At 71.2% G+C, this 12,645-nt stretch carries 8 protein-coding genes; 5 read left to right on the top strand and 3 right to left on the bottom strand.

The features are described from left to right. Positions 1 to 51: 51 nt before the first annotated feature. Positions 52 to 1,518, bottom strand: coding sequence for a lipase family protein (locus OHT74_RS03565; protein WP_328619278.1), 1,467 nt, complete (start codon positions 1,516 to 1,518; stop codon positions 52 to 54). A 427-nt stretch (positions 1,519 to 1,945) separates the two neighbouring features. Here OHT74_RS03565 and OHT74_RS03570 point away from each other — a divergent pair, with 427 nt between their 5' ends. Beyond that, positions 1,946 to 2,755, top strand: coding sequence for a dienelactone hydrolase family protein (locus OHT74_RS03570; protein WP_328619279.1), 810 nt, complete (start codon positions 1,946 to 1,948; stop codon positions 2,753 to 2,755). 568 nt (positions 2,756 to 3,323) lie between these two features. Here the strand turns inward: OHT74_RS03570 and OHT74_RS03575 are convergent. Further along, positions 3,324 to 3,773, bottom strand: coding sequence for a hypothetical protein (locus tag OHT74_RS03575; protein WP_328619280.1), 450 nt, complete (start codon positions 3,771 to 3,773; stop codon positions 3,324 to 3,326). Positions 3,774 to 4,563: 790 nt separating this feature from the next. Here OHT74_RS03575 and OHT74_RS03580 point away from each other — a divergent pair. The 4 genes from OHT74_RS03580 to OHT74_RS03595 all read left to right on the top strand — a co-directional run bounded on the left by OHT74_RS03580 (position 4,564) and on the right by OHT74_RS03595 (position 9,954). After that, positions 4,564 to 5,496, top strand: coding sequence for a terpene synthase family protein (locus OHT74_RS03580; RefSeq protein ID WP_328619281.1), 933 nt, complete (start codon positions 4,564 to 4,566; stop codon positions 5,494 to 5,496). A gap of 14 nt (positions 5,497 to 5,510) precedes the next feature. Then, on the top strand, positions 5,511 to 6,863 hold the full coding sequence (locus tag OHT74_RS03585) for a cytochrome P450 (protein ID WP_328619282.1): 1,353 nt from the start codon (positions 5,511 to 5,513) through the stop codon (positions 6,861 to 6,863). Positions 6,864 to 7,053: 190 nt separating this feature from the next. Continuing rightward, the gene (locus OHT74_RS03590; protein WP_328619283.1) at positions 7,054 to 7,494 is read left to right on the top strand and encodes a hypothetical protein; all 441 of its coding nucleotides are present in this window, start codon (positions 7,054 to 7,056) and stop codon (positions 7,492 to 7,494) included. A gap of 18 nt (positions 7,495 to 7,512) precedes the next feature. Then, positions 7,513 to 9,954 (top strand): ATP-binding protein, encoded by a 2,442-nt coding sequence (locus tag OHT74_RS03595; RefSeq protein WP_328619284.1) that lies wholly within the window; start codon positions 7,513 to 7,515, stop codon positions 9,952 to 9,954. Between the two features lie 33 nt (positions 9,955 to 9,987). Here the strand turns inward: OHT74_RS03595 and OHT74_RS03600 are convergent, their stop codons facing one another. Beyond that, positions 9,988 to 12,492, bottom strand: a complete 2,505-nt coding sequence (locus OHT74_RS03600; protein WP_328619285.1) for an MDR family MFS transporter — start codon at positions 12,490 to 12,492, stop codon at positions 9,988 to 9,990. Positions 12,493 to 12,645: the final 153 nt, after the last annotated feature.

The following is a 12,645-nucleotide window of genomic DNA, read 5'->3' on the forward strand; positions in this document are numbered from 1 at the left end:
GTCTCCCTTGTGGTCCCTTGGGTCACTTGTGATCACTGAGGTCATGTGCGATCACTTGTCACGCAGCATGTACGGCTGGTTGCCGACGACTTCGCCGTCGTATTCGCCGATCAGCTTGTTGACCTGCTCCCGGTAGTGCGTGAACTCCCCGCGCAGCGCGTCGGAATACGCCTGCGGGGCGTGCGACAGCGGGTAGTCGTACGACTCGTCGAGCCAGGCCAGTTCGACCCAGCTGTCGGGGATGTCGTGGGGCGAGGCCGGTCCGCGCCCGTCCAGCCCCGGGATCACGTCGTGCTTGTTGACGAGGCTGATCACCCGCGTGGTGTGGTCGGCGGGCCGCTTGCTGTCGATCGGGGAGCCGATCGCGACGACGTGCGTGACCCGGTAGGTGGAGGAGACCTCCACGTCGCTCGCGAGGTTCATGGCGGTCATCCCGCCCAGGCTGTGCCCGACGATCATGAGCTCCGAGCCGGTGGGCAACCCCGCCCGCCGGAGCAGCTTCTTCGCGGCACGGGTGTACGTCGTGTCGGTGCGCAGCAGTCCGTCGAACGCGCCGACGAGGTCCTGCGGGGTGCTGTTGCTCAGCAGCCCGAAGCTCGTGCCGGGCAGCAGGAGCACGTACCGTACGGCGCCGTCGGCGCACGCGACGCGGCGCAGCAGTACCAGGCCGTGGTTGCCGAGGGCCCCGATGTCGTTCACGTAGCTGACGATGTCGTTGCGGGAGGTGGCGAGCACCTTCGCGAGGATCGGGTCCGGCTCGGTGCGTTCGGCGCGGCCGGGGCCGGGGTTGAGGAACTTGAGGACCGAACTCGGCAGTCCGAGGAACGGGTCGGTGGTCGGCACGCCCCCGGCGAGCGTCACCCACGAGAAGTCGTCGTTGACCGGGTTCTCGTCGAGCATGCCGAGCAGGGCCATCAGCTCCATGATCACGGGGCTCACCGTGGTCAGGGCGCGGGTCACGCCCAGCAGCTCGATCAGCCCGTACATCGCCCGCAGTGCCTCGAGCCGGTTCCCGGCCACCATGGCGTCGGTGAGGCGGCGTGCGGCCGGCGAGTCGAGGCCCGGATGATCGGCCGCGGCCGCCTTGATCCGCAGGGCGAAGGCGTCCACGGCCATGGCCACCTTGGCGGGGCGGCGGTACGTCATGCTCCCGGCCATCCGGGCCAGTTCGCCGATCAGGCCGCCGTTGGCCCCGAACCCGAGCCCGGTGGAGGCGGTCAGCGCCTGGGCGCAGGAGGCGGCCGTACCGAGCGCCCAGCCGGGGCGCCGCAGCGCCTCCAGCCCGAACCGCCAGCTGAACAGGGCTCCGGTCAGCTCCGCGCCGGACTGCTTGGCCGTCAGGGCCGCGTCCGCGAGCAGGACCGACGCCGCGATGAGGAGCTCGGAGTCGATCCGCGCCGGGGCCGGTTCCTGCGCCGCCGGAGCGGGTGCGGCCGGGGCCGTGCTCTGGGCGGCGGCATCCGGACCCTTCCGCGTGGGGAGACGCTGAGCCGTTTCGTCGACCACCTGAGGCGCCACTTTCCTACCTCTCATCCCTGTGCAAAGGCTTTTGCGGCCTTGCCCGCCGTGTGCGGGGGAATCGTGGCACCGAATGTGATCCTTTCCGCGCGGCCGGACCCTCGTTTCCGCGTGTCAGCCGCCGTGCGGCCGCCGGCCCGGACCCCCTCGCGGGCCCCTGCCCACGGGGGCGACGGCGGATCCGGCGGGCGCCCGGTTCACCCGACGGAGTTGGCCTTGCCCGGGAGGATGACCTCACCCCCTCCCGGTTGACACACCCCGCCCAGAGCCTGCGCCACAGGTCGGGCGGGGGGGGCGGCGCGATCCGCTCCAGGACGCCGCCCGGCGGGGCGGGGCTCCGGCGCACTGCTTGGCATGGACGCGGCGTACAGTCGGCTGCCGACGCCAGGACCCGACCACCCCTCGACGCCGACCGAAAGCAGGAGCGATGACAGGCACCGCACCGACCGCCACCCTCGCCGGATGGCATCGGGCTCCCTTCTCCGCCGAGGGGCTCACGTACGACTGCTTCGAGAAGGGCGAGGGCCCCGGCGTGGTGCTCCTGCCGGAGCTGCCCGGCATCACGCCCGAGGTGCTCGGCCTCGCCGAGCACCTGGTGGGCGAGGGGTTCACCGTCGTGATGCCGTCGTTGTTCGGCACGCCGGGCAAGCCCGTCTCCGTCGCCCGGACCGCGGCCGTCTTCGCCCGTATCTGCGTCTCCGCGGAGTTCCGGGCCTTCGCCACGAACGCCCGCCGGCCCGTCGCCGACTACCTCCGGGCCCTCGCCCGGGACCTCGCGGCCCGTACCCCCGCCGCGGGGGTCGGTGTCATCGGCCTCTGCTTCACGGGCGGTTTCGCCCTGGCCGCCGCCGTGGACGACTCCGTCCTGGCCCCCGTCATGAGCCAGCCCTCTGCCCCGATCGCCCTGACGGCCGCTCAGCGCGCGGACGCCGGTGTCTCCGAGGACGAGCTCCAGCGCGTCGTCGACCGCACGCGCAACAACGGCCTCTGCGTCATGGGGCTTCGCTTCAGTGGGGACTGGATGGCCCCTGAGGAGCGCTTCGACACCCTGCGCTCCCGGCTCGGGGACGCTTTCAAGGTCATCCGGCTCAGCTCCGCCCCGGACAACGGCGACGGCTTCGGCCGCCTGGCCCATGCCGTCCTCACCCTGGAGGTCCGCGAAACCCCGGCGGACCACCCCGCCTTGAAGGCCCGGGCGGACGTCACGACGTTCCTGCACGAGCGGCTGGGCGGCTGACCGGACGGAACGCCGCGACATCGACGAGCCGTTGGTGTGCTCCGCGCTGCGGGAAGAGCTCCCGCAGCTTCGCCGGCACCGTCCGGGGCAGGACAGCCTTTCGTCCGGAAACATGGTCCGATTCGCCTGTCTCACCGGCAACACTTGACCCATGACCGGTCGCGACTTCGGTGAACTGCGGGAACCTGATCAGCCTCCTGCCGTTCAGCCCGGCTACGGCACCAACTACCAGGCTCCGCCGCCTGGTTCCGGACCCGTACGCGCAGCCGTCGCCGCCTCCGCTGCCCAGTGGCTACGGGTATCCGGGACAACCGGCGCAACAGCCGGGCTTCGGCGACCCGTTGCCTCCCGCACCCGGCAACGGAAGCAGGAACCCGTTCAAGGGCCGGCCCGCCCTGCTGATCGCGGCGATTTCGTGGCCTGGGACTTCTACGCCAGGACGGGCGCGCCCGTCGCCGTCGGCGACGAGCTGATCATGAAGATCCTGAGCACGGTACACCTGGCGGGCGGCCCCGGCCGGGCGCCGTCGTACCCGACACGCCCGCCACGGCAGCTGTCCGAACGTGCGTCAACCGCCGCCCGTGCTGTCCGTGCCGTCGGTGGCGCGGGCGATGCCGTCGAGCTCCTGGGCGATCCAGGCCTGCTCGGCCGCATCGCAGGGCTGTAAGGACGCCGACGGCGCGAGCCGCTGCTGGGGGCGGGTGTTGTCCACGACCGCCCAGCCCTTGCCGCCGTCGGGGGCGGCCAGTTCGACGAGGCGGTGGTCGAGGTGACCCGTGATCATGACCGCCATCAGGGACAGGTACTCGCGCTGCAGATCGGGGGCGAGGTCGGTGTCGCCCGGCACCTCCAGGACGGCCTCCCGTCCGTCGGCCAGCAGCGCGCAGGTGGTCTGGACGGCCCTGATGAGTACCTCGAACCGCTCCCTTTCCAGGCGTGCTCGCAAGACCTCCAGGTAGGGGCCCAGAACATCGTCCTCCTGGCCGTCCCCCGGGTCTGCCGCATGGTGCTCGATCATGTTCCCCGCCCTTTCCCGGACGGCCGCGTCCCTTCGCAGTGTAGGGAGCTTGCGGTAGGCGCACGGCGCTCTTCGGCCATCCTCCAAACCGTCGCGCGAACCCCCGACTTGGCTTCGCCGGGCCGGCGCCGAACCCGCAACGACCATTGATCCCGGCGGAGTTCACGTTCACCCGATGCGACAGGGGCTTCGTCACGCAGGATGCCGGGCGCCCCGTGCGCAGCATCCACCCCGCGCTGCTCACCTGCACACCCGGGGCCGGCGCTCCCGCGCACGTATCAGTGGCCGGAAGAGGCCCATGCGCAACTCCGGGGCCGAGCGTGCATCGAACGAGTCCCCGTCCGGGGAGTCCCCCACGCCCCTCGCGCGAACCTCCGCTCGGGGCGACTATGCCGCCCGCACATCCGCCACGAATATTCCTTCGGTAATTTCACGGCGAATTCAGTATCTCCCCACTTCCTACATTGACAGTGCGCTGCGCCCTGCGAGTTAATTAGTTCACGCGTGGCCTGATGTAGTCGTGTGTGGGCGGGATCTGGTCGCTTGGCGACCGGTTCATTCCGAACAGTCGCGGTTGTGGAGCCGTGACAGCACCGCAGCAGCAGGGTGCTCGGAAATCGCACGTGGCATGACGATCGTACATTGAGCGGGTATTGGCGAATCCGACTCTTCCGTGGGGGGATCAATGGCCCGGCTCGACCCATTCCCAGTTCCCGATTTCCATCTCCCGTTCGGGAACTCCAAGCATCCACTGGCCGCACGGGCCAACGCCGGAGCCACGTCATGGGCGTTGCGCCACGAGCTCGTCACCGATGCCGCGGAGCAGTTCGCCGGCATCGGCTGCGGCCACCTTGCGGGCCGGGTGAGCGGCGAGGTGCCGTACGACACCATCCTCCTGCTCGCCGAGTGGATGGCCTGGTCGTTCGTCCTCGACGATCAGCACGATCATCTCATCAGGACGGGTGAACTTGCGGCCTGGCGGCCCGTCACCGATGCCATCACCCAGCATCTGGACACGGGCAGGACCAGCAGGGCCTCATCGCGCCGCAATCCGCTGGTGAACGGATTCGTCGACCTGTGCGACCGGATCCTCGCCGGGATGTCCCCGGGAACCGCCGCCCGGTACCGGGCCCACGTCCCGCTGATGCTGCGGTCGTTGGACCAGGAGGCGGGCAATCGGGGGTCCGGCGGGCGTCCTTCGATCCAGGACTACGTCCTCATGCGCCGGCACAGTTCCCAGTTGCTCCCGATGATGGACATGGTCGAGGCCGGGCTGGGAATCGATGTGCCGCAGCGCATCCACGACCTCCCCGCCTTCCAGGCGGTCGTCGAGAGCGCCGTCGACATCATCTCGTGGGGCAACGACGTGTTCTCCCTCCCGAAGGAGCACGCCTGCGGGGACAACAACAACCTCGTCTCCCTCATCTCCTCCTGGGAGGGATGCTCCCTCCCGGACGCCGTCCAGGCGACCTGGGAACGCATCCAGGTCCGCATAGAGGACTACGTGACAGCGGAACGACGGCTGTTTCAAGTCATGGACGCCCAGGGGGAGATGGACCCTGCCGTACGTGCCGCGGTCACCCGGTGCGTGCGGAGTTACGAGGACTGGATGATCGGCACGGATCTGTGGCAGCGTTACGAGTGCACACGGTACAGCGACGAACGGTTCGCAGCCGGGCTGGAGTCTGCGTACATCCGCCCGGACCTGGTCTCGGTGGCATGACAGGGAGTCGATCCATGACCCACGCGGAACATCCCGGCCCCGTGGTCCACGCCCCCGCGGCCCCGGGACGGTTACCGCTCCTGGGCCACGCACTCCCCCTGTGGCGGCAGCCGATCGCGTTCCTCGAATCGCTGCGCGAGCACGGCGACATCGTGCGCCTCGACATCGGCACCTGGCCCGTCCACGTGCTCACGAGCCCGGACCACGTGCACGCCGTACTGGTCGGGCAGGCCCAGCAGTTCGGCCGCGGCAGGATCTTCGAGCGGCTCCGTCCGATGTTCGGCAACGGCATCGTGACGACCGACGGGGACTTCCACCGCAAACAGCGCCGGATGGTGCAACCCGCCTTCCACCGCAACCACATCGCCGACTACGCCGAGGTGATGGGCCGGGCGGCGGAGGCGATGTGCGCCTCGTGGACGGCGGGCCGCGAGGTCTCGATGCTCACGGAGACGCGCCGGTACGCGCTGTCCTCGGTCGCGGAGATGACCTTCTCGGGAGGCCTGAGCGGGGCCGCGATCGCGGAGGTGCACCGGTCGCTGCCCATCGTCCTGGAGGGCATGCTCCTGCGTGTGGTCATGCCCAAGTCTCTGGACCGGCTGCCCATCCCGCCCAACCGGAGGTTCGACTCGGCGGCCGCCCGCCTGCGCCGCGTCATCGACCAGGTGATCGCGCAGTACGGCGTCGAGCAGGGGGACCGGCACGACCTCCTCTCCCTGCTGCTGTCCAGCGTGGACGCCGAGACGGGCACGACGATGAGCCCCGAGCAGGTGCGGGACGAGGTCATCGCGATCATGTTCGCGGGGACCGAGACCCCGGCCACCACCCTGGCCTGGATCTTCCATGAACTCGGCCGGCACCCGGAGGTGGAGAAGCGCCTCCACGCCGAGGTCGATGCGGTGGTGGGCGCGCGCCCCGTCCGCCCCGACGACCTCCCCCGGCTGACGTACACGAACAACGTGTTCCAGGAGGCGCTGCGCCTGCACTCGCCGCTGCTCTTCACCCGGCGGTCCCTGGAGCCCCTCACCCTGGGCGGTGTCTCCATCCCGGCCGGGGCGGAACTGGCCTACAGCCCGTACGCGTTGCACCGGGACCCCGCGCTGTTCCGCGATCCCACGGCCTTCGATCCGGACCGCTGGCAGGAGGACGGGGACCAGCTGCCCCGGCCCCACCGGTTCATCCCGTTCGGGGCGGGCCAGCACAAGTGCATCGGTGATGCGTTCGCCGTGGCGGAGATCCTGACCGCGGTGGCGACCGTGGCGTCCCGGTGGAGGCTGGTGCCCGCCCCGGGTGTGACGGTGCGTGAGCTCCCGGCGGGCATACCCCAGCCCAGCGAATTGCCCATGATCCCTGTTTCACGCCATTGACGAAGGACCGTCGATCCGGTTCATTTCAGGGTGAGTTCACCGATCCGCTGACGTCACACCACTCGTGGCGTCAGCGGAGGATACAGCGTCGTTCCCGTATGAGTGACGTGATCCCGCAATAATGTGCTTAAGCAGCAATTTCTCGTCCCCTGGGTCGTACACTCGGCCGCACGCGCAGGAGGGGGCAGGAATGTCACATGTCACGGAACCGCGAGGGTGGGCGTCCCAGCCCCTGCTCGAACGGGAGTCCGAGATTCTCGCGATCCACCGCGCGGTGGACGATCTCTGCGGCATCACGGACACCGGTCCCGCCGCCCGCCGCGGGGGTGTGCTGACCTTCGCGGGGTCGGCCGGCATCGGCAAGACCACGCTGCTCGCCGAGGCCCGCCGGCATGCCGCCGAGCGCAACTGCACCGTACTGTTCGCCCGCGGCGGCGAGCAGGAGAAGCAGGTGCCGTTCCACGTGATGCGGCAGCTCATCCAGCCGGCGTTCGCCGCCATGACCGAGGCCGAACGGCACGAGGTACTCGGCACCTGGTACAACATCGTCGCCCCGGCGCTCGGCCTGACCGCCGCCCCGGAAGTCCCCACCGCGCCCGACCCGCAAGGCGTGCGCGACGGCCTCGACTAGGTCGTCACCCATCTGACGGTGCGCAGCGCACCCGTCGTCCTCGTCCTCGACGATGCACACTGGGCGGACGCCGAGTCCCTGGCGTGGCTGACCGCGTTCACGGCGCGGGCCGAGGAACTGGCCATGCTGATCATGGTGGCCTGCAGGCCGGAGGAGATCCCCGCCGGCGCAGGCGCCCTGCGCGCCCTGATGGGGCGCCAGGGGACGCGTCCTCACGAGCTGGCTCCCCTCACCACGAGCGCGGTGGCCCGCATCGTGCGCGACGCCCTCGGCCAGAGTGCCGACGACGTGTTCTGCCGGGAGTGCTGGGCCATCACCGGAGGAAACCCCTTCGAGGTCGTCGAGCTGGCCATGAAGGGACGCGACCGCGAGCTGAAGCCGCACCAGGACAGCATCCCCGAGCTGCGCGATCTGGCCTCCGCCGTCAAGGGCAGCGGCCTGATCGCCCGCCTCGAACAGCTCGGACCGTCCACCGTCCGGTTCGCCTGGGCCGCCGCGGTGCTCGGCACCGCGGTCCCGACCAGCATCGTCGGCAGTGTGGCGGCCCTCGGTGAGGCCCAGCTCTCCGAGGCCATCGACCAACTGCGCAGCGCCCGCATCCTGACCGTCCTCACCAGCCTGCGGCGCAAGGAGGTCGTGGAGTTCTTCCATCCGCTCATCGCCACCGCCGTCTACCGTTCGATCCCGCCCAGTGTCCGCGTCGCCATGCACGGCATGGCCGCGCAGGCCCTCGTCGACGACGGGCAGGGTGCCGCCGCCGCGGCCCGCCACCTGCTCGAGATGCACCCCGACGGCGATCCCTGGGTGGTGCAGCAGCTGCGCCAGGCTGCCCGCGACAGCTTCTCGGCAGGAGCGCCCGATGCGGCACGGCGCTATCTGTCCCGGGCGCTGCGCGAGCCGCCGGACGTCGAGGACCGGGCCGAGGTGCTGTTCGAACTCGGCTCCGCCAACCTCCTGCACGATCCGGTGACGACCATCAACCAGCTCAGGGCCGCGCTGGAAGAGCCCAAGGCCGAACAGAGCCTGCGGGAGGCGATCACGTACCGGCTCGCCCAGGCCCTCGCCCACACCGGTCAGCTGGCGGATGCCGCCGACCTCCTCTCGGAGGAGGCCAAGCGCGCCACGAGCTCCCGTACGCGGCTGCGCATGCAGGCCGAACAGTTCAAGTGGAACGCGGTCCGGGTCGACGAGGAGAATTCGCCCGCCCGCTCCCGGCTCCTCGCCCAGTTCGCCAAGCGGCTCACCGGCCGCGGCCTGGCCGAGCGGCATATCCTGGGCCTGCGGGCCTGGGACGCCGCCATGCGCGGCGAACCCGCCACCACCGCCCTGGAGTACGCGGAACAGGCGCTGGACGGCGGCATGAGCTGGACCGACCAGGACTTCGGATTCGAGGTGCCTGCCTCCGTCGCCGTCACCCTCATGTACTGCGACCAGCCGGGCCGCGCCGAGGACCTGTTCAACACCGGCATCGTCGAGTTCGAGGCGAAGGGCTGGCGCGGTGCGCACCTGTCGTTCGTGTACACCCTGCTCGGGTACGTCCGCTTCCGGCGCGGGCGCCTCGCCGAGGCCGAGGACTTCGTACGCAACGGCCTGCAGATCGCCGACCGCATCGGACACGGGACCCCGGCGCAGTGGTACGCGATCGGAACCCTCATCGAGACACTGCTCGCCCGCGGGAACACCGAGGAGGCCCAGCGGGTCGCCGACACGTACAGGCTGGGGGACGGCTTCCCGCAGGCGGTCGTCTACCCCGACCCGCAGGCCGTGTGGGGCAAGCTCCTCCTGGCCCAGGGCCGGGTGGAGGAGGCGGTGCAGCACCTCGCCGCGGCGGGCAAGCGCCTGGATCTGCGCGGCACCCGCAACCCGTCCTGGAGCCCCTGGCAACTCGACCTGGCGCTGGCACAGGTGGCCCGCGAGCCCGAGCAGGCCCGCGCCACGGCGGCCGAAGCGGTGTCCCGGGCGCGTGCGTTCGGCACGTCGAGCGTGATCGGCCACGCCCTGCGGGTGTCGGCGGCGGCCACGGACCCCGCTCAGGCGGCCGTGCTGCTGCAGGAGGCGGTGGACCATCTCGAACAGTCCCCGGCCGCCTGCGAACTCGCCCATGCGCTCATCGATCACGGCACGGCCCTGCACACCCTGGGTGACCCGCACCGGGCGGCGCAGCAGCTCTACCGGGGCATGGAAACGGCCGCCGCCTGCGGCGCCGATGCCCTTGCACGCCGCGCCCGTTCACAGCTCGCGTCGGCCGGGCTGCGCCCCCGCCGTCTGCACACGTTCGAGCAGGACACCTTGACGGTTGCCGAGAACACGGCGGCCGGGCATGCCGCACTCGGCCTCGACAACACGGCGATCGCAGCGAAGATGCACACCGACGCTCAAGCGGTGTCGGAGCTGCTGTCGGCGGTCTTCACCAAGCTGGGCACCGACCGGCTCGGCCTGCGCCGAGCCCTGGGAGTCTGACGGCCGGCCCCCGCCCGCCTGCCGCCGTGGGAATCACAGCGGCAGGCGGGCGTCGTCCCGGGGTGCCCGGGCCCTGACCATCAGCGCGGCGACCAGGCCCGCGAGCAGCACGCTGCCGGCCGCCCACCAGAGCGAGGCGGTGTAGCCGCCCAGCAGGTCTTCGCCGACCGTGTCGGACGACGCTGCATCGCGCAGGCGGCTGGAGAGGACGCTGCTGAGCACTGCCCCGCCGATCGCCGCACCCACCTCCTGGGCCGTGGTGATCGCTCCCGAAGCACCACCGGAGTGCTCGGCGGCGACTCCCCCGGTCGCGATGGCGAAGATCGGTACGAAGGCCAGGCCGATGCCGAAGCCGGCGAGGAGCGTGCCGGGCAGGACCTCGGTCGGGTAAGAGCCGTCGACGCTCAGGCCGGTCAGCAGGAGCAGCCCGACGGCGGTGAGCACCATGCCCGCCAGGATGAGGACGCGGGGCGCGGCGCGGCGCAGCAGGCGGGCGGAGACCTGGGTGGAGGCGATGACGAGGGCGGCGACCATGGGCAGGTAGGCCAGCCCGGCCATGAGGGGGTCGTATCCGCAGATGCTCTGGAGGTAGTACCCCACGGCCGGGTACAGCGCGAGGATGCCGGCGCCGGCCAGGATCATGCTGAGGATGCTGCCTGCACGGTTCGGGTCTTTGAAGACGTACGGCGGCAGGAGCGGGCTCGATGTCGCCGTCTGCCACCACACGAAGGCCACGAGCAGGAGGACGCCCCCCGCGAGCAGGGCCAGGACCAGGGGGGTGGTCCAGCCGCTCGACTGGCCCTCGCCGAGGCCGTAGACGAGGGCGGCGACTCCGCCGGAGCCGAGCAGCACGCCGAGCAGGTCGAAGTGGCCGGAGGTGCGGACCGCGCGGTCGGGGAGCACGGTGAGCGCGCCGATCAGGGCGATCACGGCGACGGGGACGGCGGCGTACAGGGACCCGCGCCAGGACAGGACCTCGAGGAGCCAGCCGCCCGCGGCCAGCCCGAGTGCCCAACCGCCGCCGGTGATCGCGGCGTAGATCCCGAAGGCCCTGCCGCGTTCCTTCGGGTCGGTGAAGCCGGTGGCCACCAGGGACAGCGCGGCCGCTGTCAGCAGCGCGGCGAAGACGCCCTGCAGGACGCGGGCCCAGACCAGCGTGCCGGACTCGCCGGCCGATCCGCCGAGCGCCGCGGCGGCTGCGCATCCGAGCAGGCCGACGATCACGGTCTGTTTGCGTCCCACGAGGTCCGCGAGGTGCCCGCCGATCAGGAGCACCGCGGCGAAGGCGATGAAATAGGCGTTGGCCATCGGCTCGAGGTCGCCGGCGGAGAGGCCCAGGTCGGCCTGGATCGCAGGGATCGCCATGTTGAAGTTCGCCGCCTGGAACAGCACCATCAGCTGCGCCAGGGCGATCACCACCAGGCCCCACCAGCGCCTGGGGTGCGGGGATGCCGGGTCCGGGAGGGCGGCCCGGGGCGGGGGTACGGTCCAGGCGCCCGGGGGCGGTCCCGGGGGCGGGCCGAACCCCTGCGCGGGATCGAAGTGCCCGGCGGCCGTCGGGGCGTACTCGGGCGGCGGGGGCGGCATCGGCCCGGGCTGCGGCGCGGCGGTTTCGGCGGGGGCCTGGGCATGCACCGCGGGGGCGAAGTCCAGCAACTCGGCGGCATGACGGCCGAGTTGCGCCAGGACCGTGCCCGGCAGCCACTCCGCGGCCTGGTCCGTCGCCGTACGCTCGGCCACCTCCTGGGGGGTGGGCCGGCGGGCCGGGTCCTTGTGCAGGCATGCGCGCACGAGGTCGACCAGCGTCTCCGGCACACCGGCCAGGTCCGCCTCCTCCTCGGCGACCCGGAAGAGGTGGGCGTTGAGCCCGGTGTCGGTGGCCCCGAAGAGGAGCCGCCCGGTGGCGGCGTAGACGAGGACGGCGCCCAGGCAGAAGACGTCGCTGGCGGGGGTGAGTTCGAGGCCGCGGACCTGTTCCGGCGACATGAAGCCGGGGGAACCGATGAGCATGCCGGTGCGGGTGTGCAGGCTGTGGTCCTCGGCGAGGCTGTCCATCGCCCGCGCGATGCCGAAGTCGATGACGCGGGGGCCGTCGACGGTGACGAGGACGTTGGACGGCTTGAGGTCGCGATGGATCAGGCCCGCCCCGTGCACGGCCTGGAGGGCGAGGGCGAGGCGGTTGGCGAGGGTGTGCACCGAGTACTCGGGCAGCGGCCCGAAGTGCTTGGCGACCACGGCGTGCAGGTCGGGCCCCGGGATGTACTGGGTCGCCACCCAGGGGATCGCCGCCTCGGGATCGGCATCGAGCACGGCCGCCGTACAACTCCCGCCCACCCTGCGCGCAGCGGCCACCTCGCGGGCGAAGCGCTTGCGGAACTCGGGGTGCCCGGCGTACTCGGCCTGCACGACTTTCACGGCGACGGTACGGCCGCCCTCGGAGCGACCCAGATAGACCAGGCCCATGCCGCCGGCGCCCAGCCGGGCGATCAATCGGTACGGGCCTATGCGCGGCGGGTCTTCGGCGATCAGCTGGTCCACGGGGAGAAGGATAGTCCAACTATCCAACACCGGTGGGGACATCGGCCGAATCGATCAGTGGCCGGGAAGAGCCGCATTCCATGCTCATTTGAGCGCATGCTGCGCTGCGCTCGTCGGTCCTCACGCTCGCTTGGCGAGCTTGACACGTACCGC

The organism is Streptomyces sp. NBC_00354, from assembly GCF_036106915.1.
Classification (GTDB): Bacteria; Actinomycetota; Actinomycetes; order Streptomycetales; family Streptomycetaceae; genus Streptomyces.

What these genes read in the sequence shown, in the direction of transcription:
- OHT74_RS03570 (WP_328619279.1), top strand. Translation starts at nt 1,946, where the DNA reads ATGACAGGCACCGCACCGACCGCCACCCTCGCCGGATGGCATCGGGCT.
- OHT74_RS03575 (WP_328619280.1), bottom strand. Translation starts at nt 3,773, where the DNA reads ATGATCGAGCACCATGCGGCAGACCCGGGGGACGGCCAGGAGGACGAT.
- OHT74_RS03585 (WP_328619282.1), top strand. Translation starts at nt 5,511, where the DNA reads ATGACCCACGCGGAACATCCCGGCCCCGTGGTCCACGCCCCCGCGGCC.
- OHT74_RS03590 (WP_328619283.1), top strand. Translation starts at nt 7,054, where the DNA reads ATGTCACATGTCACGGAACCGCGAGGGTGGGCGTCCCAGCCCCTGCTC.